20 protein-coding genes are annotated in these 19,419 nt (G+C 70.0%); 13 read left to right on the top strand and 7 right to left on the bottom strand.

All coding sequences use genetic code 11. The features are described from left to right. Positions 1-330: 330 nt before the first annotated feature. Genes ACFYY8_RS02580 through ACFYY8_RS02565 form a run of 4 tightly spaced genes read right to left on the bottom strand, consistent with a single transcriptional unit; the run spans position 331 to position 5,023 of the window. Entirely contained in the window at positions 331-1,572 is a 1,242-nt protein-coding gene (locus ACFYY8_RS02580) for an ROK family transcriptional regulator (RefSeq protein ID WP_390036386.1), read from the bottom strand. A gap of 6 nt (positions 1,573-1,578) precedes the next feature. Further along, positions 1,579-3,045: a glycoside hydrolase family 3 protein gene (locus ACFYY8_RS02575; RefSeq protein WP_390036384.1), complete on the bottom strand. Its 1,467-nt coding sequence runs from the start codon at positions 3,043-3,045 to the stop codon at positions 1,579-1,581. Further along, complete coding sequence (locus tag ACFYY8_RS02570) at positions 3,042-3,992, bottom strand: BadF/BadG/BcrA/BcrD ATPase family protein (protein ID WP_390036382.1); 951 nt, start codon at positions 3,990-3,992, stop codon at positions 3,042-3,044. The genes ACFYY8_RS02575 and ACFYY8_RS02570 overlap by 4 nt, the downstream gene beginning before the upstream one ends. Continuing rightward, positions 3,989-5,023 carry a hypothetical protein gene (locus tag ACFYY8_RS02565; protein WP_390036380.1) on the bottom strand — a complete coding sequence of 345 codons (1,035 nt, stop codon included), beginning with the start codon at positions 5,021-5,023 and terminating at the stop codon, positions 3,989-3,991. Before ACFYY8_RS02565 ends, ACFYY8_RS02570 begins: the two co-directional genes overlap by 4 nt. A gap of 65 nt (positions 5,024-5,088) precedes the next feature. Between ACFYY8_RS02565 and ngcE the strand changes: the two genes are divergently transcribed. The 10 genes from ngcE (at position 5,089) to ACFYY8_RS02515 (ending at position 14,145) form a co-directional block, all read left to right on the top strand. Then, on the top strand, positions 5,089-6,483 hold the full coding sequence (gene ngcE, locus ACFYY8_RS02560) for an N-acetylglucosamine/diacetylchitobiose ABC transporter substrate-binding protein (RefSeq protein ID WP_390036378.1): 1,395 nt from the start codon (positions 5,089-5,091) through the stop codon (positions 6,481-6,483). Positions 6,484-6,495: 12 nt separating this feature from the next. Beyond that, complete coding sequence (locus tag ACFYY8_RS02555; RefSeq protein ID WP_362910269.1) at positions 6,496-7,407, top strand: sugar ABC transporter permease; 912 nt, start codon at positions 6,496-6,498, stop codon at positions 7,405-7,407. Continuing rightward, positions 7,407-8,258: a carbohydrate ABC transporter permease gene (locus ACFYY8_RS02550; protein WP_390036375.1), complete on the top strand. Its 852-nt coding sequence runs from the start codon at positions 7,407-7,409 to the stop codon at positions 8,256-8,258. The genes ACFYY8_RS02555 and ACFYY8_RS02550 overlap by 1 nt, the downstream gene beginning before the upstream one ends. A gap of 91 nt (positions 8,259-8,349) precedes the next feature. Beyond that, positions 8,350-9,327: an adenylate/guanylate cyclase domain-containing protein gene (locus tag ACFYY8_RS02545; protein WP_390036373.1), complete on the top strand. Its 978-nt coding sequence runs from the start codon at positions 8,350-8,352 to the stop codon at positions 9,325-9,327. Positions 9,328-9,418: 91 nt separating this feature from the next. Beyond that, positions 9,419-10,504 (top strand): S-(hydroxymethyl)mycothiol dehydrogenase, encoded by a 1,086-nt coding sequence (locus tag ACFYY8_RS02540; RefSeq protein ID WP_390036371.1) that lies wholly within the window; start codon positions 9,419-9,421, stop codon positions 10,502-10,504. Continuing rightward, a complete protein-coding gene (locus tag ACFYY8_RS02535; protein WP_390036369.1) occupies positions 10,501-11,118 on the top strand; it encodes an MBL fold metallo-hydrolase in 618 nt (205 codons plus the stop codon). The genes ACFYY8_RS02540 and ACFYY8_RS02535 overlap by 4 nt, the downstream gene beginning before the upstream one ends. 140 nt (positions 11,119-11,258) lie before the next feature. Then, positions 11,259-11,438 carry a (2Fe-2S)-binding protein gene (locus tag ACFYY8_RS02530; protein ID WP_362910264.1) on the top strand — a complete coding sequence of 60 codons (180 nt, stop codon included), beginning with the start codon at positions 11,259-11,261 and terminating at the stop codon, positions 11,436-11,438. 15 nt (positions 11,439-11,453) lie between these two features. After that, the gene (gene bfr, locus ACFYY8_RS02525; protein ID WP_364072086.1) at positions 11,454-11,936 is read left to right on the top strand and encodes a bacterioferritin; all 483 of its coding nucleotides are present in this window, start codon (positions 11,454-11,456) and stop codon (positions 11,934-11,936) included. Positions 11,937-12,195: 259 nt separating this feature from the next. Next, positions 12,196-12,864, top strand: coding sequence for a response regulator transcription factor (locus tag ACFYY8_RS02520; protein ID WP_012888073.1), 669 nt, complete (start codon positions 12,196-12,198; stop codon positions 12,862-12,864). 3 nt (positions 12,865-12,867) lie between these two features. Further along, positions 12,868-14,145, top strand: coding sequence for an ATP-binding protein (locus tag ACFYY8_RS02515; protein WP_390036366.1), 1,278 nt, complete (start codon positions 12,868-12,870; stop codon positions 14,143-14,145). 3 nt (positions 14,146-14,148) lie between these two features. Here the strand turns inward: ACFYY8_RS02515 and ACFYY8_RS02510 are convergent, their stop codons facing one another. Beyond that, positions 14,149-14,628: a GtrA family protein gene (locus ACFYY8_RS02510; RefSeq protein WP_362910262.1), complete on the bottom strand. Its 480-nt coding sequence runs from the start codon at positions 14,626-14,628 to the stop codon at positions 14,149-14,151. A 383-nt stretch (positions 14,629-15,011) separates the two neighbouring features. On the opposite strand from ACFYY8_RS02510, the gene ACFYY8_RS02505 reads away from it, so the two are divergent. From ACFYY8_RS02505 to ACFYY8_RS02495, 3 genes are all read left to right on the top strand, one after another. Further along, positions 15,012-16,097: a 5-(carboxyamino)imidazole ribonucleotide synthase gene (locus ACFYY8_RS02505; RefSeq protein WP_390036931.1), complete on the top strand. Its 1,086-nt coding sequence runs from the start codon at positions 15,012-15,014 to the stop codon at positions 16,095-16,097. A gap of 43 nt (positions 16,098-16,140) precedes the next feature. Beyond that, positions 16,141-16,644 (top strand): 5-(carboxyamino)imidazole ribonucleotide mutase, encoded by a 504-nt coding sequence (gene purE / locus ACFYY8_RS02500; RefSeq protein ID WP_390036364.1) that lies wholly within the window; start codon positions 16,141-16,143, stop codon positions 16,642-16,644. A 94-nt stretch (positions 16,645-16,738) separates the two neighbouring features. Continuing rightward, the gene (locus ACFYY8_RS02495) at positions 16,739-16,981 is read left to right on the top strand and encodes a hypothetical protein (RefSeq protein WP_390036362.1); all 243 of its coding nucleotides are present in this window, start codon (positions 16,739-16,741) and stop codon (positions 16,979-16,981) included. 61 nt (positions 16,982-17,042) lie between these two features. On the opposite strand, the gene ACFYY8_RS02490 is transcribed toward ACFYY8_RS02495, so the two are convergent. Together ACFYY8_RS02490 and ACFYY8_RS02485 are read right to left on the bottom strand one after the other, a co-directional pair. Further along, positions 17,043-18,260 (bottom strand): MFS transporter, encoded by a 1,218-nt coding sequence (locus tag ACFYY8_RS02490; protein WP_390036360.1) that lies wholly within the window; start codon positions 18,258-18,260, stop codon positions 17,043-17,045. Between the two features lie 190 nt (positions 18,261-18,450). Beyond that, positions 18,451-19,269, bottom strand: a complete 819-nt coding sequence (locus ACFYY8_RS02485; protein WP_390036358.1) for an alpha/beta fold hydrolase — start codon at positions 19,267-19,269, stop codon at positions 18,451-18,453. Between the last annotated feature and the right edge of the window lie 150 nt (positions 19,270-19,419).

Raw genomic sequence — 19,419 nt, 5'->3', positions numbered from 1 at the left:
TGGGTTTCCTTTTGGGACCGACAACAGAGCTGGGGGGATCGGCCGGTGGGGCCGACTTCGATCTGCCGGGCAAATGAACACGAGAGGGCACCCTGACCATAGGACGGGCCGATGGTGCGGAACAGGCATGCTGTGCCGGGGTGGACGAACGGCGTTCCCGGAGCGCTCACCGGTCCCGCCGTGTCGGTGAGCGGTCGAATCACATCGACCAGCGGTCAGGGGAATCCTGACCGTTTCATGACAACGTCGGTAACCGTCGGTGGCGCGGTGGAACACGGTCGGCGACGACGGTCACGGGGCGGCGGGCGCCCCGGCGGGTGATACCGCAGGTCAGGCGTCTGAACGCGGACCCAGGCGGTCGATGGCGGCCGCGGCGTGCACCGCGTGCTCACCGAGGAGCCGGGCGTGCGCCGCCTCAAGACTGAGGACGACCGCGCCGAAGACGGTGGCCAGTTCTCCGATGACGCTGCCGGAGACCACCAGGAACTCGTGCAGCGGCCGGGCCGCGGCCTGGACCGCCTCGACGACCTCGGGGACGTCGCCGATCTCGCCGCCGATCACCACGATGTCGGGGTCGACGACGGCCGCGAGCGCGACACACGCCCTGGCCACGTCCCGCACGTACTCGTCGAGGACGGCCCGCACCTCGGCGGGGCCGGTCGCGACGTCGGCCAGGATCGCCCGCACCACGTCGCCGACGGAGGAGTCCTGGGCGCCGGGGGTGCTCGACCGGTAGGCGTCGACCAGACGGGAGGCCGCGAGCCGGTCCTCCATTGCGTACCGGGAGGCCTGCTCGGCGCCGTCGGCCCAGGGGAACGGCAGCCGGGAGAGCTCGCCCGCCGCGCCGTGGGCGCCCCGGACGAGGTGGCCCTCGTTGATGATCCCGGCGCCGACGCCGACGCCGAGCTGCAGGTAGGCCAGGCTCGGCACCTCGGCGCCGACTCCGATGCGCATCTCGGCCACCGCCGAGCAGTTGACGTTGTTCTCCAGCCGGACCGGGCCGTCGTAGTGGTCCGTGAGCGCGCGAAGCAGGGCCGCGACGGCCCCCCGCTCCCGGTCGGCGTCGGCGGCCGAGACCTGGCGGCGACCCGCGTCGACGATCTGCGGGACGGCGATCGTCACCGCGCGCAGCCGCCGCAGCCGGTCGGGCCGGGCGCACCACTCGGTGAGCTGCTCGACCGCCCGTTCCACGACCGAGGCGGACGGTTCCCGCCGCCGCGCGGTCCCGGGGCCGCCGGGTTCGGTGACGGAGACGTGCGCGCGGTCCGTCCCGGCGAGGTCGACGGCCATCAGCTCGATGTGGGAGCTGCCCAGGTCGACGCCGAGCGCCCAGCCGACCTCCTCTGCCGCCTCGAACACCACGGCGGGCTTGCCCGTCGCGGGGAGGTGCCTGCCGTTGCGGCGCACGTATCCGGCGCCCTCAAGCGAGCTGACGGCGTCGTTGACACTCGGCTTCGACAGGCCCGTCGCCGCGAGCAGCCGGGGCCGGGTGGTCGACCCGTGCCCCAGCGTGTGACTCAGGACGTGCCGCTGGGTGGGGGGCAGTTCCAGGGGACGAACGTCATCGTGCAATCGAGGTCACACCGTCTCGGTCAGGGCGCGTACGGCGGCGGCCGAGCTCGCCCTGGACGCGCCGAAGGTTCGGATCACGCCGGTGGCGTGGGGGTACTCCGTCCCCGGGTATCCCATGTCGACGACGACCAGGCGCGAGGCCCGCAGTCTCTCGAAGACCTCCGCGCTGCGGGGGTGCAGCGGCAGGTCCCGGACCACCGCGACCACCACGTCGGACGGCGCGACCCCGGACAGGTCGGGAAGGTCGTGGATCGGCGGGCTCAGGACCAGGTCGTGGAACGGGACGCCGGCCGCGCGCAGCTCCGGCCCGATGCCCCACGGGACGGGGCCCGCCGCGATGGAGGTCCGGTCGTCGAAGGTCAGGACGTGCACGGCACCCCCGGCGATCGAGACGTCGCCCTCGCGGACGGTCGCCCCCCACGCGGCCTCAAGGGCGACGGAGCGTTCGGCCGTCGTGTCGGTCGCGCCCGGCGCGCCCGGCGTGCCGGGGTAGGCGCGGGCCATCGCCTGGATTCGCCGGTTGGCCTCCTCCAGCCGCTCGACGGGCAGCTCACCGGACTCCGCCGCGGTGACGATCGCCTCGACGACGGCCCGGGTCGCCTCCTCGTACTGCTCGGCGCCCAGGCACAGCGCGTCGACACCGGCGCGCAGCGCGCCGACCGCGGCGGCGGGCAGCGACGAGGCGTGGTCGAGGACGCCGCGCATCTCCAGCGCGTCGGAGATGACGACGCCGTCGTAGCCGATCTCGTCGCGGAGCAGGTCGCCGATCACAGTCTCGCTCAGGGTGGTGGGGACACCGGGGTCGAGACAGTCAATCACGACATGGGCGGTCATCATGCTCGCCACGTTCGCGCCCGCGGCCCGTACGAAGGTCCGCAGATGCTCCGACTCGAAGTCGGCGCGTTCCGCGGTGACCCGGCCGAGCGAGAGGTGCGAGTCGAGCAGGGATCCGCCGAGCCCCGGATAGTGCTTCAGGCAGGCCGCCACGCCCGCGCTCTGCAGGCCCTCGATCCAGGCCGCGGCGTGTTCGGCGTTGGCCTGGGGCGTACGGCCGTACGAGCGGGTGGTGATCGGGCTGGTCGGGCTGGTCACGTAGTCGCCGATGGGCGCGAGATTGAAGTTGACGCCGAGGTCGCGCAATTCGGCGCCGATGCCCCGGCCGACCGCCCTGGTGGCGTCGAGGTCGTCGTTCTCGCTCAGCACGCGGTTGCCGGGGTAGGGGCTGCCGCTGTCGTGGTGGATCCGGGTGACGTCGCCACCCTCCTCGTCGATCCCCACGACGGCGTCGGGGCGCGCGTCCAGGATCTGCCGCACCAGCGCCGCGACCTGGGGCGGGGAGACGATGTTGCGGCCGAACAGGATGACGCCGCCCAGCCCCTCCCGCAGCAGGTCGAGCAGCCACTCCGGGGCCGTGGTCCCCTCGAACGCGGGCAGTACGGTGCCAAGGGCGAGATGACGCAGGTGGGATGTCATGTCAGTTGTTCCTCATCGTTGCATGAAGCAGCGTTGCGCAGGGCCAGTTTGGCGAGCCGGACGGCCCCGAAGACCGGCTCCGTGTCGAGAACCGACAGTGGCAGCGTCACGTCCTGGGCTACCAGCCCGGAGGCGAACGCGGCCCTGAAGGAGGGCTGCTTGACCATGATCGCACCGGCGCCGACGACGGCGTCGGCCCGGACGCCGAGGCGCAGCGCCGTCACGACGTTGCCCGCGAGCCGCCAGGCGTTGTCGGTTATGGCCTGCCGGGCGCAGGGCGAACCGGCCTCGGCGCACTCGAAGACGCCCGGCGCGAGATCGCCGAGGGTCTCCCGGGCGCGTCGCACGGCGCCGGGGAGCCTGCGGTCCTCGGCGACACCGAGCGCCCCGGCCACGAACCGGCCGAACACCGGGTCGCTCTCCTCGCGGTCGAGGCCCGCGGTGTAGAGCCGGAGCGCGTCGACGACGATGCGCGGCGCGCTCCCGTGGTCGCCGAGCAGCCAGCCCCAGCCGTCGGTGAGCACCGTGACCCCGTCGGTGGTCAGCCCGCCGACCACCGCGCCGGTTCCGGCGATCACCGAGAGCGCGTGCTCCCACCCCCCGGCCAGGCCGACCAGCAGGGCGTCGTTGCAGACCCGGACGGCCACGCCGGGACCGAACTCGGCGGAGACCGCGGCCTCAAGCTCCCTGGTCAGCGCCTCGGAGTCGCATCCCCTCGCGCCGACGCCGACCGCGGCCAGGACGTGGCCCTCGGGGGTGACCCGGCGCAGCGCGTCGTGGACCAGCCGGGCCCGCTCCACGGGCGACAGGTCGTTCCAGCCCGTGTTCGACCTGGTCTCCGTGACGAGCGGTTCGCCGGTGATCGCGTCCTCGACGCGGACCCTCAGGTACGAGCCGCCGATGTCGAGGCCCGCGACGCCGCGACGCGGCCGGTCGACCGTGCTCACGCGGCCGTCACGACCTTCGTGTCGAGGCGGGTGAACACCGGGTCCTCGGGGCGGCGGCCGGTGGTTGCGCAGGCCTCCTGGACGACCATCTGGAAGATCACGCTCGCCGCGATGGACAGCTCGGCGTCGGTCAGCCCCGGCAGGTGGATCTGGTGCAGGGGGCCGCCTCCGCCGTACTCGATCGGGTCGGCTCCGATGAGGTGGACGGTGGAACCGTGGTCGGCCAGCTGCCGGGCGAGCAGCGCCTCCGTCCCGCGGTTCACGATCAGGTGGACGGTGCCCGGCTTGGCGCTGTCCATGAAGCCGTGCAGGTAGGACCGGGTGTCGAAGGCGGAGGCGGGGATCGTGAGGCCCTCACGGAACAGCAGCGAGCCCCCCTCGGCCGCGGCCAGCCCCGCCCCTGAGGAGACCAGGTCGACGTGGCCCGCGGCCAGCAGGTCGGCCGCCATACGGCTCGCGGCCCCGCGCCACCGCGTCACCGTGGCCAGCCGTTCGCCGAAGGCGCGCCAGCGCCCCTCGTCGACGCCGCCGGTGAGGTGCTCGGCCAGCAGGGCCAGAGCCAGGGCGGTGGCGGTGTAGCCGACGGTCGAGACCCGGGAGTCCGCGACGTCGCCCAGCCACAGGTGCCGGGGCGTCAGGTCGGCCACCGGCGACGGCACCCGGTTGACGACGCTCATGCGCGACTCGGCGGGAGCCGCCGACAGCGCGCGCACGATCTCGACGCTGCGCCCCGACTGGGAGATCCCCAGGTACGTCGTCCCCGGCCGCACGTGCTCGGCGGTGAAGTCGGCCCCGGTCAGCAACTCGCACGAGACCCCCCGCGCGGTGAGCCCCGCCGTCAGCACGTGGGCCGCGGCACGGCTCGCCCCGATCCCGAACACGACCAGGCGCCGCGTCTGTGGCGCGGTGTGGCGGCGGAGCAGGTCCGGCAGCGTCGTGGCGAGCCGCGTCAGCGCCTCGGGCTGGCTGTCGAAGGCCTGGTCGAATGTGTTCCATGGCGGGCTCTGAGGATTGCCGGTTGCTGTAGCCATGTTAGTAAGGTAGCTTACCTTACTCAGGATCGTCAAAAGCTCAGGATCCTGTGGAGGTACATCTCATGAACGACCGTCCGTCTCCGCTCCAGCCGACCCGTCGCTCGGTTCTGGCGCTCCTCGCCCTCTCGCCTGTCGCGGGCGCGCTGGCCGGCTGTGCCACCGGCGGCACCCGGCAGAGCGCCGCCCCGGCCGCCACTCCGACCGGGGCCGCGGCCGCGGGCAACCCGTTCGGGGTGGCCCAGGGCGCGCCCATCGAGGTCGTCGTCTTCGACGGCGGCTACGGCCAGACCTACATCAAGCTGCCCGTCGAGCTGTACCAGGGCAAGCATCCCAAGGCCAAGATCACCCAGACGGCGACCCAGCAGATCCAGCAGTCCCTCCAGCCGCGCTTCGTCGCCGGAAACCCGCCGGACGTGGTGAACAACTCCGGCTCCAACGCCATCGACTACGGCGCGCTCGTCAAGGACGAGGCACTGCTGCCCCTCCTCCCGCTGCTGGACGCCCCCTCGTGGAGCGATCCAGCGGCCACGGTGCGCGACACCCTGCGCCCCGGTGTGGTCGAGGTGGGCACGCACGGCGGCCAGTTCACGGTCCTGAACTACTCCTACGGCGCCTACGGGGCGTGGTACAGCTCCGCGCTGTTCAAGGAGAAGGGGTGGACCTACCCCCAGACGTGGGACGAGTACCTCACGTTGTGCGACAAGATGGCCACCGCGGGCATCGCCCCGTGGACCTACCCCGGCCAGTTCCCGTACTACATGTTCTGGTGGCTGGCTTCGATGATCTACAAGGTGGCCGGCAAGGAGGTCATCGACAAGATCAACAACCTCGAAAAGGACGCCTGGACCGATGAACGGGCCGTCGCCGCCCTGAAGGCCTTCGAGGCGATCCCCGCCAACGGCTGGGTGCTCAAGGGAAGCTCCGGGCTGAACCACACCGACGCGCAGATGCAGTTCCTGCTGGGCAAGGCCGGTTTCGTCCCGGGCGGCTCATGGCTGGAGAAGGAGATGGGCGACAGCGTCCCGGCGGGCTTCGACATGTCGATCTGCCGCGTCCCGTCGATCACCGCGAACGACGACCGGCCCTTCGGCGCCCTGTGCGCCAAGGCGGGCGAGCCGTACATCGTCCCGCGCTCGGCGAAAAACACCGCGGGCGGCCTGGAGTTCCTGCGGGCGATGCTCTCCGACGAGGGCGCCGCGAACTTCATCGCCCAGGCGGGCACCCTGTCCTCCAACCGCAGGGCGAAGCTGCCCAAGGACGCCAAGCACGGTCTCGTGTCGATCGACGCCGCGCTGGCCGAGGCGGGCGACAACGTCTTCGGCGTCACCCTGGACACCCGTGACAGCCGGCTGTGGGGCGACATCGCCAAGGTGATGGGACGCTTCATGAACGGTGACGTGAAGGCGGATCAGCTCGCCAATGAGGCTCAGCGCCTCACCGACGCGGCCCGCGGCTAGGACGAGCACCCCATGCGCAACCGGCATCAGAGCCGTGTCATCGTCGGCTTCCTCGCCGCGCCCGTCGTCCTGTACACGGTGTTCGTGGCCTCGCCATACGTGCAGGCGTTCTACATCGCCCTCACCGACTGGCGGGGCCTGTCAGCCGAGGTGGACCTCGTCGGCCTGGCCAACTTCGCCGAACTGTCCGGTGACCCGGTGTTCTGGAAGGCACTGCTCAACAACCTGATCCTGCTGGTGACCCTGCCCGTGGTCACCATAGGACTGGCGCTGTTCCTCGCCTTCATGCTCAACGCCGCGGGCGGGCCCCGCAGCGGAGAGATCCGGGGCGTGTGGGGCGCCGGGTTCTACCGGGTCGTCTACTTCTTCCCGTACATCCTGTCGATCGCGATCATCGGTGTGCTGTGGACGAACATCTACAACCCCATCAACGGCCTGCTCAACGGCGCGTTGCGCGCCGTCGGGCTCGAACAGGTCCAGCCGTCGTGGCTCGGCGACGAACGGCTCGCCTTCTGGGCCGTGCTCGCCGTACTGGTCTGGAACGGCGTCGGCTTCTACGTCGTGCTCTTCACCGCGGGCATCAAGGCGATCCCCGCCTCGCTGCTTGAGGCGGCGGTGCTCGACGGCGCGTCGAGAACCCAGATCTTCTTCCGCATCACGATCCCGCTGATCTGGGAGAACGTCCGGACGGCGACGGTCTATCTGGGAATCGCCGCACTGGACGCCTTCGCCGTGGTGCAGATCATGACCGGCGGCGGGCCGAACGACTCGACCCAGGTCGCCTCGTTCTACCTCTACCAGAACGCGTTCTCCTACGGCCGTTTCGGCTACGCCTCCGCGATGGGCGTCGTGCTCTTCGCCGTCACCCTCGCCCTGTCCGCTTTCACGCTCCGGGCGACCCGTAGAGAGAGGATCGAGTTCTGATGGCCACCGCCACGGGCCCGCGAAGGTCGTCCGGCCCCACGATCGCCGTCGCCCAGGTGTTCCTGGTCCTGTGGGCCGTGATCTCCACCGCGCCGCTGCTGTGGGCCGTCGTCAGCTCCCTCAAGTCGGATCCCGAGATCGTCGCCGACCCGTGGTCGCTGCCCGCGGCCCTGCGCTGGGAGAACTTCGCCAGGGCCTGGGACAGCGCCTCCATCGGGACGTACTTCGGCAACACCGTCATCGTGGTCGGCGGCGGCGTCACGCTGACGCTCCTGCTGTCGGCCATGGCCGCCTACGTGTTCGCCCGCTTCGAGTTCCGTTTCAAGGGAGTGCTCTACTACTTCTTCGTCGCCGGGATGACCTTCCCGGTCTTCATGGCGCTCGTCCCGCTGTTCTTCGTGGTCCAGAACCTGGGGCTCGGCGACTCGCTGCCCGGCCTCATCCTGGTCTACACGGCCTACTCGCTGCCCTTCTCCATGTTCTTCCTGGTGGCCTTCTTCCGCACGCTGCCGGGGGAGATCGCCGAGGCCGCCACGCTCGACGGCTGCGGGGAGATCGCGACCTTCTTCAAGGTCATGCTGCCGATGGCCAAACCGGGACTCATCAGCGTCGGGATCTTCAACTTCATCGGCCAGTGGAACCAGTACCTCATCCCGCTCGTCCTCGTCAGCGACGACAGCAAGTTCGTACTGTCGCAGGGACTGGCCAACCTGGCGGTCGAACAGGGCTACGCCGGTGACCGGTCGGGCCTCTTCGCGGGCCTCACGATCGCCATGGCGCCGATCCTGGTCGTCTACGCCCTCCTTCAGGGCAGGGTCCAGGCGGGGATGACGGCCGGTGCGCTCAAATAGGAGCTCGCCGGTCTGACCCGGAGAGTGCGGGCGGTGGCGTAACCTCCTGGGCGGAAGCCTGAGCACGACGGAGGGGACGGCGAAGAAGAACGTGGCGCAACGTCCGACGGCCGAGCAGATCGAGCGCCTGTTCGTCGGCACCTCGCCCCGCTACACCCGGGTCGAGGTCGCCGAGCTGGCGCGGCTGCCGCAGGAACTCACCGAACGGATCTGGCGGGCGCTCGGCTTCGCCACGCTGGCCGACGACGCGGTCGCCTTCACCGACGCCGACGTGGCCGCGCTCGGCCGGGTCAGGGCGATGCTGGAGGACGGCCCGCTGGACGAGCGGGCCGTCATCAGGATGACCAGGGCGATCGGCCAGACGACCGCCAGGCTGGCGCAGTGGCAGGCCGAGATCATGGTCGGCGCCGTGCTCGACGGGCAGGGACGGCCCAGCGACGCCGACCTCGCCGCGGTCCTGGATGCCTCCCGCAGGTTGCTGCCCGACTTCGAGCAGGTGCTGGTCCACGTCTGGCGGGCCCAGCTCGCCGCGGCGGGGACCCGCCTGCTCGCCACGACCGACCTCAGCGAGGAGATCGTGCCGAACCGGCTGACCCTCGCGGTCGGCTTCGCCGACCTGGTCTCCTTCACCCAGCTCTCCCGCGAACTGGACGAGAACGGCCTGGCCGACCTGGTCGAGGGGTTCGAGTCGCGCGCCGCCGACGTGGTCGCCACGTACGGCGGGCGGCTGGTCAAGACGCTCGGGGACGAGGTGCTGTTCACCGCCGCGGAGCCGCGGACGGCCGCGGGGATCGCGCTCGGCCTGGTCGAGGCGATCCGCGACTACGGCCCCGAGGTGCGCGTCGGGCTCGCCTACGGTCCCGTGGTGCCGATGATGGGCGACGTCTTCGGGACCACGGTCAACCTGGCCGCGCGGCTGACGGCCATCGCCCGCCCCGGCACGATCATCGCCGACGGCGAGCTGGCCGAGGCCGTCGCGGGGGCAGCGGGGGTCACGGTCCAGCGCATGCGCCGCCGCCCCGCGCGCGGGCTCGGCATGGTCCAGCCGTACGTGCTCAGAAGGGCCTGACGGGAGCCCGGTCCGGCCTGGTAAGCATGGACACCGGGGTGCCCGGTGAGGCACCGCCACGATGCCAGACGATCAAGGACGAGGTGCAGACATGCCGTACACCGTGCAGGGCGTGGTCGCGCGAGGCAAGGGGGAGCCCGTCTCCCTGGAGACCGTCCACGTGCCGGACCCGGGTCCGGGCGAGGCGGTGGTGAACATCCAGGCGTGCGGGGTGTGCCACACCGACCTGCACTACCGCGAGGGCGGGATCAACGACGAGTTCCCGTTCCTGCTCGGCCACGAGGCCGCCGGGGTGGTCGAGGCCGTCGGTGAGGGCGTCACCGACGTCGCGCCCGGCGACTACGTGATCCTGAACTGGCGGGCGGTCTGCGGGCAGTGCCGCGCCTGTCGCCGGGGCCGTCCGTGGTACTGCTTCAGCACCCACAACGCCACCCAGCCGATGACGCTCGCCGACGGCACGCCGCTCAGCCCGGCGCTGGGCATCGGCGCCTTCGTCGAGAAGACACTCGTGGCCGCCGGGCAGTGCACCAAGGTCGACCAGGCGGCCCCGGCGACGGCCGCCGGGCTGCTCGGTTGCGGCGTGATGGCGGGCATCGGCGCCGCGATCAACACCGGCGGCGTGACCAGGGGCGACAGCGTGGCCGTCATCGGCGTCGGCGGGGTCGGCGGCGCCGCCGTTCACGGCGCCCACCTGGCGGGCGCGACGAAGATCATCGCGGTGGACATCGACGACCGCAAGCTCGCCTGGGCCAAGGAGTTCGGCGCGACCCACACCGTCAACTCCCGTGAGAGCGACCCGGTCGAGACGATCAAGGAGCTCACCGGCGGCAACGGCGCGGACGTGGTGATCGAGGCCGTCGGCCGTCCCGAGACCTACCGGCAGGCCTTCTACGCCCGCGACCTGGCCGGGACCGTGGTCCTCGTGGGCGTCCCGACCCCGGAGATGACGATCGAGCTGCCGCTGCTCGACGTCTTCGGCAGGGGTGGGGCGCTGAAGTCCTCCTGGTACGGCGACTGCCTGCCCAGCCGTGACTTCCCCATGCTCATCGACCTCTACCTCCAGGGACGGCTGAACCTGGACGGCTTCGTCTCCGAGACGATCGGCCTCGGCGACGTCGAGGAGGCCTTCGCCAAGATGCACCGCGGCGAGGTGCTGCGCTCGGTGGTGGTCCTGTGATCGACCGGGTCGTCACCTCGGGGACGTTCTCGCTGGACGGCGGGACGTGGGAGGTGGACAACAACGTCTGGCTGGTCGGCTCCGAGCGCGAGGTCGTGGTGGTCGACGCCGCGCACGACGCGGCGGCCATCGCCGGGCGGATCGGCGACCGGGAGGTCAGGGCGATCGTCTGCACCCACGCGCACAACGACCACATCGACGCGGCGGCCGACCTGGCCGCCCGGGTCGGCGCGCCGATCATGCTCCACCCGGCGGACCAGGTCCTGTGGGAGATGGTCTACCCGGACCTGCCGTACACGCCGCTCGGGGACGGGCAGGTGATCACCGCCGGCGGCGTCGAGCTGACCGTGCTGCACACCCCCGGTCACACGCCGGGCGCGGTGTGCCTGCACGCGCCCGAGCTGGGCGTGGTCTTCACCGGCGACACGCTGTTCAACGGCGGCCCCGGGGCGACGGGCAGGTCGTTCTCCTCCTTCGAGACGATCATCGGGTCGATCGGGGAGAGGCTGCTCACCCTGCCGGGTGAGACGGTGGTCGAGACCGGCCACGGCGACTCGACCACGATCGGCGCGGAGGCCCCGCATCTCCAGGAGTGGATCGCGAGGGGGCACTGATCGTCTGACGCGCCGGGACACGCGCGGCGGGGAAACGTTCTTTGTGTGTTCTACATCACATAGGAAAGCCTTACTGAATGCGTTATGTTAGGTATGCCTTACCTAGTTTGTAGTGCACCTGAGAAAGGCCTTTCCCCGCCGTGTATGTCTGCGTCTGCCGCGCTGTCACCGAAAACGAGGTGCATGACTGCATAGCGTCAGGAGCCAGCAGTGCGCGCCAGGTTCGTGACCGGACCGGTGCGGGCGGTGATTGCGCCTCCTGCGTGCGGAAGATCTGTGCGATCCTGAAGCGGTCTGAAGACTTGTTGCCGACCGCTTAGCCCGAGGAGCCCGCCATGCAGGGCGACAAGAAGATCATAGAGTTGCTGAACGAACAGCTCACGGCAGAGCTGACCGCGATCAACCAGTACTTCCTGCACGCGAAGATGCAGGAGAACTGGGGATACACCAGACTCGCGAAGTACACCCGCGAAGAGTCCATCGACGAGATGCGCCACGCGGAGAAACTGACGGATCGAATCCTCTTTCTCGAAGGCCTGCCCAACTATCAGAGGCTCGGTACGCTGCACATCGGCCAGACCGTCGAGGAGCAGCTGAGATCCGACCTCAACATCGAGCTTGAGGTCGTCACCCGGTTGAAGCCCGCGATCATTTTCATGCGGGAAAAGGGTGACGCCACCTCCGCTCGTCTCTTCGAGGAGATCCTTGAGGACGAGGAACACCACATCGACTATCTGGAGACGGAGCTGGGGCTGATCAGCAGCCTGGGCGAACAGCTCTACCTGGCTCGCTACGCCGAGCCACCGTCGGCCTCCTGAGGAGGATCGTCCGAACACGCCCGCCGAATTCCTTTCGGAGGGCGTGTTCTGTTTTGTCGGAAACATTTGAGGGAAGAGCCGGCGGGGCTGCCCTTTCCAGGGAGTTCTGATGCGGGAGCGCTACCGCGAAGGCTCCAGCCGTTGCGGGACGACTATCCGGGATTTATCAGTGTTTGCCCAGGTCAATGGATAGGTCAATGACGAGTCAAACCGCGCGCTGTGCCCGGGAAACGATCCCTTAAGGTCCTACGATCGCAACATGACCTGTGTACTTCTCGCCGAGGACGATACCTCGATCTCCGAGCCACTGGCGCGCGCGCTGCGTCGGGAGGGCTACCAAGTCGAGGTGAGCCCCGACGGCCCGCAGGCCCTGGAACGGGCGCTGTCGGGTGGCATCGACTTGATTGTTCTTGACCTGGGCCTTCCTGAGATGGACGGTCTGGAAGTTGCAAGACGCATACGCGCAGAGGGGCACGGCACGCCCGTGCTCATCCTCACCGCCCGTGTCGACGAGGTCGACACCGTGGTCGGCCTCGACGCCGGGGCCGACGACTACGTCACCAAGCCGTTCCGGCTCGCCGAGCTCCTGGCCAGGGTTCGCGCGCTGCTGCGGCGCGGCACCTCTGAGACGCCCGTCGTCCAGGGAGTGCGCATCGACGCCGACTCCCGTCGCGCCTGGATGGGCGACAAGGAGCTCCATCTGACGACCAAGGAGTTCGACCTGTTGCGCGTCCTGGTCCGCGACGCCGGGAAGGTGGTCACCCGCGAGCAGATCATGCGCGAGGTGTGGGACACCAACTGGTGGGGCTCGACCAAGACCCTGGACATGCACATCTCGTGGCTGCGCCGCAAACTGGGGGACGACGCCGCCAAGCCGCGATACATCACGACCGTACGAGGGGTTGGCTTCCGCTTCGAACGCGAGTAGGGAATGCGCCGCCGCCTGCTCTCCTCAACCCTGCTTGTCGCCGTCATCGGGGTGTTGCTGCTGGGCATCCCCCTGGGCGTCGCGGTGAACCGGCTGATCGAGGAAGAGGCGACTCAGGAGCTTTCCTCCCAGGCCAAAAGCCTGCTGGGGGAGGTGGAGTATGCCCGGATTCAGGACCAGCCCGTCGATCCGGAGCAGCTCAAGCGCAAATACCCCGACCGATATATCCAAGTCTATGCGAAAGGGACTCCCCCCCAGGTGACGATGGTGGGGACCGAGCCCCCCGACAGTCGCAAGATGACCCAGGACGCCCAGTCGGAGAACGGCGTGTACGTCGCGGTCAGCCGGGACAAGACGCAGGTGGAGCGGGAGGTCAGGGCATGGCTCCTGCTCATCCTGGCGCTGGCCGCCGCGGCCCTCGCGGTCGCGGTAGGGCTCGCGGTCGTGCAGTCACGCCGGCTGACACTGCCGCTCAGCGACCTGGCCATGATCGCCGAGCGGCTGGGCTCCGGCGACGCGAGACCGAGCAAACACCGCTACGGCATCCAGGAGCTTGACCGGGTCGCCGAGGTGCTGGACCGCAGCGCCACCCGGATCTCGGACCTGCTGGCCAGGGAACGGGAGTTCGCGACCGACGCCTCGCACCAGCTCCGCACCCCTCTCACAGGTCTGACCATGCGGCTTGAGGAGATCGTGGCGGCCGCGCACGAGCCGGGAATCGTCAAGGAGGAGGGCGAGGCGGCCATCGTGCAGGCGGAGCGGCTCACGGCGGTGATCGACGAACTGCTGGCGGCGGCGAGAAGGCAGCGGCAGGCGCAGGCGGACGCCGTCACTCTGGACGACGTGCTCGACCAGCAGTTCATCGAGTGGGGGCCGGCCTTCCGCAGGGTGGGACGCAAGCTGAAGCTGTCCGGGATGCGTGGCCTGCAGGCGCTCGGCACCAGCGGAGGCGTCAGCCAGGTGATCTCCACGCTGCTGGAGAACTCCCTCGAACACGGCGGCGGCACCGTGACGGTCACCACCAGTGACAAGGACAGGTCGATCGTGATCGAGGTCGCGGACGAGGGGCAGGGGGTCTCCGACGAACTCGCCGGACGGATCTTCGAAAGGAACGTCAGCGGAGGCGGGGGAACCGGACTCGGGCTGACCCTGGCACGGGCGCTGGCCGCCGCGGACGGCGGCCGTCTCGAACTCATCCGTCCTCGTCCTGCGGCCTTCGCGCTGTTCCTGCGCCAGGTGGACGACACCACGAGAAACCGGGTGGTCAGCGGCCCCGCGTGAGTCCTAGAGGACCCGGGTGTTCTCGTTCGGGAGCTCCCTGGGGATGTCCTCGGTCGCGGCCAGGAAGACCCACTTCTTGTAGGACCAGAACCTGAAGAGCGTCCCCAGGCCGACGCCGACCAGATTGGAGATGTTGAAGCTCAGCGGGTCGGTCAGTTTGAGGGTGTACTGGGTGAAGCCGATGCACAGCAGCCCGATCAGCAGCCCGATCCCGTTGAGCAGGAAGAACAGGAAGTATTCCCTGGCCAGGCCGCTCTGCTCGCGGTGCCTGAAGGTCCAGTAGCGGTTGCCGAGGTAGGCGAAGGTGGCGGCCACGGTCGTGGCGGCGACCTTGGAGGTCAGCGGCCCCTGGTGCAGGACGTACTGCATGAAGTTCAGCCCGCCGGTGTCGATGACGAAGGCGATGGCTCCGATGACCCCGAACTTGGACAGCTCGTGGATCAGGCCGACGAGCTGCTTGTAGGCGCGTCGCAGAAACAGCACGTCTCCCACACGGTCCCTTCGGATGGCTGAGGCCGTCGCTGGGAGGACCTCGGACGTTGTTCTGTCAGGTTACCGGCGCACCCGCTCGTCCCGTGTTTCGGCTGACCAGATGTTCCGCAAGCAGTCAGTTAGCGGTGTTTCAAGAAATATCGGATTTATGGCGATAAATCTAGGCATCTGACGTTACTCCGGCCCGGGATGTCACACCTGGCACTCAAGGCAAAATGGGACCGGCCCCGCGCCGTACCCGGTGGCACGGGGCCGATGCCCCCTGCCGGTTCCCGTGCGGCGGGCCGGTAAACTCGACCGACGTGAGCAGCCCTTCCCCGGTCAGTCCCATCGGTCCCGTCGTCGGCGTCATCGGAGCAGGTCAGCTGGCCCGGATGACCCAGCAGGCGGCCATCGCCCTCGGGATCGAGCTGCGGGTGCTGGCCAACTCCCTCGACGAGAGCGCGGCCAGAGTGATCGCCGACACCAGGCTCGGCGACTACCGCGACCTGGCGGTCCTGCGTGACTTCGCCAAGGGGTGCGACGCGATCACCTTCGATCACGAGCACGTGCCGACCGAGCACGTCCGGGCGCTGACCGAGGACGGCTTCGCCGTACATCCCGGTGCCGAGGCGCTGGTGCACGCCCAGGACAAGGCGGTGATGCGTGAGCGGCTGACCGCGATCGGCGCCCCCTGCCCGCCGTGGCGGCGGATCGCCTCCGTCGAGGACGTGACGGAGTTCGCGGCCGAGCACGGCTGGCCGGTCGTGCTCAAGGCGGTGCGCGGCGGTTACGACGGGCGGGGCGTGTGGGTCTGCCGGTCGGCGGACGAGGCCGCCGAGGTGCTGGCCGGCGGGGTGCCGCTGATGGCCGAGACGTTCGTGCCGTTCGAGCGCGAGCTGGCCGTCCTGGTCGCCAGGTCGCCGCACGGACAGGGCGTCAGCTACCCCGTCGTGGAGACCGTCCAGCGTGACGGCATCTGCGTCGAGGTGCTCGCCCCCGCCCCGGGGCTCGACCCCGAGCGGGCCGCGGAAGCGCAGCGGATCGCCCTGAAGATCGCCCACGAGCTGGGCGTGACCGGGCTGCTGGCCGTCGAGATGTTCGAGACCGCCACCGGGCTGGTCGTCAACGAGCTGGCCATGCGCCCGCACAACAGCGGCCACTGGACCATCGACGGCGCCCGCACCTCCCAGTTCGAGCAGCACCTGCGCGCGGTGCTCGACCTGCCGCTCGGCTCGCCATCACTGGCGGCCCCCGTCGTGGTGATGGCCAACCTCCTGGGCGGCGACGACCCGGACCTGTTCTCCCGCTACGAGCACGTCATGGCGCACGACCCGGGAGTCAAGATCCACTTCTACGGCAAGGACGTACGGCCCGGCCGCAAGATCGGCCACGTCACCGCCCTCGGCACCGACCTGGACGAGGTCAGGGCGCGCGCCCAGCACGCCGCGGTCTACCTGTCCGAGGGCCGCTACACGTGAACGTCCGTAAGCGCGGCCGCGGGCCGCGAGGCGAGGAGAGAGCATGACCGCCGTCGGTATCGTCATGGGCAGCGACTCCGACTGGCCGGTGATGCGGCTGGCCGCCGAGGCGCTGGCCGAGTTCGACGTCTCCTTCGAGGCCGACGTGGTCTCGGCGCACCGCATGCCCGAGGAGATGATCGCCTACGGCAAGCAGGCGGCGGGGCGCGGACTGAAGGTGATCATCGCGGGGGCCGGGGGCGCCGCCCACCTGCCCGGCATGCTCGCCTCGGTGACCCCGCTGCCGGTGATCGGTGTCCCGGTGCCGCTGAAGTATCTCGACGGCATGGACTCCCTGCTCTCGATCGTCCAGATGCCCGCCGGGGTCCCGGTCGCGACCGTCGCCGTCGGCGGCGCGCGCAACGCGGGGCTGCTGGCCGTACGGATTCTGGCGGCCTCGGACGAGGCGCTGCGGGTCCGGATGGAGGGCTTCCAGGAGTCGCTCAGGGACCAGGCCCACGCCAAGGGCGCCAAGCTGCGCGCCGAGGCCGCCTCTCTCGGCGGCTGATCCCTCACCCCTCGCTCCCCGTCCAGGCCGCGTGGATATCTCCGCCCCTTCTGGGAAGAGAAGGACTTTCGGCGGGACGAGGAGGGAGGAAGACATGAGAAACGTGATACGGACGGCCCTCGGGGTGACGGTCCTGGTCCTGGCGGTCCTCGGCGGCATGGGAGCCGGCACCCGCCGCCCCCTCACCTCAGGACAGGCGGCGCTCCCGGCCCCCACGCCGGGAGAGGCAGGCAACAGCCGGTTCCTTCAGCGGCGCGCCCCCGACGGACCGGTCGAACGCCCGGCGGGCCGTCACGTGCCCGGCCACCGCAACCCTGGACTTCGGTCGGCGTGGTGACCGGTCACCGGACAGGCACTCCACGCGCGACGCGGGGCGGCGCGGGCGGGTGGGAGACGTCCTAGCGGGAGCCCGTCGAGGCGGGTGGGGGAGGGGCGGAGCCGTACGCGAGGGCGGCGGCGACGCAGAGGTACGGCGCGGCGAACAGCGCGAAGATCACGCCATGTGCGGCGAACGGTGACAGAGCGGCGTAGACGCCGTAGACCACCACCGTGCCCGCGTCCATGCCGATGCCCGCGAACGAGGTCACCGTGGCCCGGCTCGGCCCGGTGATCCGCAGCTGGAGCCGGGCGTCGGCGATCACGCTCGCCAGCTGGAAGACGCAGAAGCCCGCGCCGACCGCGACCAGCCCGGCGGGCCGCTCCGTCAGCGCCCCGGCCGCCATGACGAGTGAGGCCAGGGTGAGCACCACGGCGAAGGCCCTGACCGGCATCCTGTTCGCGGCCCCGGCCAGCAGGCCGCCGACCGCGACGCCTCCCCAGACGATCAGTACGAGCAACGGCACGGTCGCCTCGGAGACGCCGGTCGCCGCCGCGAGCAGCGGGACGTACTCCTCAAGACCACCCCAGACCGCCGTCACCACCGCGACGAGCAGCAGGGCGCCCCGGACCGGCCGGTTGCCCCGCACCTCGCCCAGACCCGCCCGCAGCACGGCCACATACCCGCTCGCGTCCTCGTGCTGTGCCGAGGCCGCCCGGTGCTCGGGCAGCGCCGTACCGGTCAGGGCGCACAACACGCAGGTCAGCACACTGGCCACGCCGAGGGTGAGATACCCGCCGACGGCCAGCACCGGGGCCGCCACCGCGGTCGCCGCCGCGACGGCGACGAGCCCGATGGCACGGACCCTGCCCATCACCGTGACGTAGCGCCCGGCCTCACCCAGATGGTCGAGCTCCTCGTAGACGAGTGCCTCCATCGAGCCGGAGCGGAGCGAGGAACCGGCGCTCCAGAGCACGAATCCGAGCGCGAACGACCAGTAGGCCGGAACCAGGAACCACAGGGCGTAACCCGCCGCGGACAGCAGCGGCCCCACCGACAGCAGCAGACGACGGGAGACGGCGTCGGCCCACGCGCCCGATGGGACCTCCAACAGCATGCCGCAGACGGCGCCGATGACGAACAAGGAGGAGATCTCGGGCACCGACAGACCGTGGTCGGCGAACAGCAGGGCGTAGACCGGGTAGAGGAGGACGAAGTCCTCAAGGGCCGCGTAGAGGTAGAGGGGACGGGTCAACCGCTTCACGCGGGCGCCCGACGCCCGCGGGGAAAGTGCGATCATGAGGTCTTTCCACGAGACGAGATGGGACGGGGCTCCAGGTGCTCTGAGGCGCCAGGTGGCCCACGGCATCCGTTCTCGTTTCGACCTCTGGTCGTTCATCAATGTCGCCGGATCATGCCAGGAGTATACGGACGTCCTGCCCGCGTCCGTCCTCCGGTTTTTCCCCTCGGCCGTCCGGCGGAACGAGCCGTCAGCCCTTGATCAGGTCAAGGATGTCGTTGTTCAGCCGCTCGCTGTGGGTGGCGAACAGGCCGTGGCCGCCGGTGGGGTACTCCTTGTAGACGCAGCCCGGTACCAGCTGCGCGGTGCGCCTGCCGGTCATCTCCACGATCGCGGACTGGTCGGCCGTGCCGTGCACCACCAGCGTGGGGACGGTGATCGTGCGCAGTCCCTCGCGGTGGTCGGCGTGGAAGGTCGAACGCCACACCTCGGTCGTCGCCCACGGCGCGGTGTCCAGGCACCGCCGCATCGTGAGGTCGACCAGCGCGGGCGAGACGTCGTTGCCCAGGTGGGTGGCGTAGAACCCCTGTGCCCGCTGGGCGAACCACTTGGGCCTGTCCTTCCTGAACTGGGCGATCACCGCCTCGCAGAGCATCTCGGGCGCGCCCTGCGGGTTGTCGTCCGTCCGCTTCAGGAACGGCAGCACCGCCGAGACGAACGCGACCCGCGAGACCCGCTCCTCACCGTGCCTGACCAGGTAACGCGCCACCTCGCCGCCGCCGGCGGAGTGCCCGACCAGGGTGATCTCCCTCAGGTCGAGGTGCTCGATCAGGGCGGCGAGGTCGTCGGCCCTGGTGTCGATGTCGTATCCCCCCGAGGGACGGTCGGAACGGCCGTGCCCACGCCTGTCGAGGAGGACGCACCGGTAGCCCTGCTCGACGAAGAACGGCACCTGGTACTCCCACATGTCGGCGCCCAGCGCCCAGCTGGCCACGAACACGATCGGCCTGCCGGTGCCGTAGTCCTCGTAGGCGAGCTGGGTGCCGTCGGCGGTCTCGAAGTACGGCATGACAATCCCTTCAGGATCTTTCGGTTGTTTCGCTGGTCAGGACACTAGTGAGGTCAATTCAGGGAGGAATCAGTCACCCGTTAGGTAATCGCGTACGGTCCTGTCCGTCGCCGGTCGTCGCCGCGGATACTGTGTGCGGGAATCCGGCAC

Source organism: Streptosporangium sp. NPDC001559 (assembly GCF_042893955.1).
Lineage (GTDB): Bacteria > Actinomycetota > Actinomycetes > Streptosporangiales > Streptosporangiaceae > Streptosporangium.
Note: the sequence above shows the minus strand (reverse complement) of the source record. Positions and strands in the feature narration are given on the sequence as shown.

Excerpts from the sequence above, each read along its gene's own strand:
- ACFYY8_RS02575 (WP_390036384.1), bottom strand. The coding sequence starts at position 3,045 with ATGACATCCCACCTGCGTCATCTCGCCCTTGGCACCGTACTGCCCGCG.
- ACFYY8_RS02565 (WP_390036380.1), bottom strand. The coding sequence starts at position 5,023 with ATGGCTACAGCAACCGGCAATCCTCAGAGCCCGCCATGGAACACATTC.
- ngcE (WP_390036378.1), top strand. The coding sequence starts at position 5,089 with ATGAACGACCGTCCGTCTCCGCTCCAGCCGACCCGTCGCTCGGTTCTG.
- ACFYY8_RS02555 (WP_362910269.1), top strand. The coding sequence starts at position 6,496 with ATGCGCAACCGGCATCAGAGCCGTGTCATCGTCGGCTTCCTCGCCGCG.
- ACFYY8_RS02550 (WP_390036375.1), top strand. The coding sequence starts at position 7,407 with ATGGCCACCGCCACGGGCCCGCGAAGGTCGTCCGGCCCCACGATCGCC.
- ACFYY8_RS02540 (WP_390036371.1), top strand. The coding sequence starts at position 9,419 with ATGCCGTACACCGTGCAGGGCGTGGTCGCGCGAGGCAAGGGGGAGCCC.
- bfr (WP_364072086.1), top strand. The coding sequence starts at position 11,454 with ATGCAGGGCGACAAGAAGATCATAGAGTTGCTGAACGAACAGCTCACG.
- ACFYY8_RS02520 (WP_012888073.1), top strand. The coding sequence starts at position 12,196 with ATGACCTGTGTACTTCTCGCCGAGGACGATACCTCGATCTCCGAGCCA.
- ACFYY8_RS02515 (WP_390036366.1), top strand. The coding sequence starts at position 12,868 with ATGCGCCGCCGCCTGCTCTCCTCAACCCTGCTTGTCGCCGTCATCGGG.
- ACFYY8_RS02505 (WP_390036931.1), top strand. The coding sequence starts at position 15,012 with ATGACCCAGCAGGCGGCCATCGCCCTCGGGATCGAGCTGCGGGTGCTG.
- purE (WP_390036364.1), top strand. The coding sequence starts at position 16,141 with ATGACCGCCGTCGGTATCGTCATGGGCAGCGACTCCGACTGGCCGGTG.
- ACFYY8_RS02495 (WP_390036362.1), top strand. The coding sequence starts at position 16,739 with ATGAGAAACGTGATACGGACGGCCCTCGGGGTGACGGTCCTGGTCCTG.
- ACFYY8_RS02490 (WP_390036360.1), bottom strand. The coding sequence starts at position 18,260 with ATGATCGCACTTTCCCCGCGGGCGTCGGGCGCCCGCGTGAAGCGGTTG.
- ACFYY8_RS02485 (WP_390036358.1), bottom strand. The coding sequence starts at position 19,269 with ATGCCGTACTTCGAGACCGCCGACGGCACCCAGCTCGCCTACGAGGAC.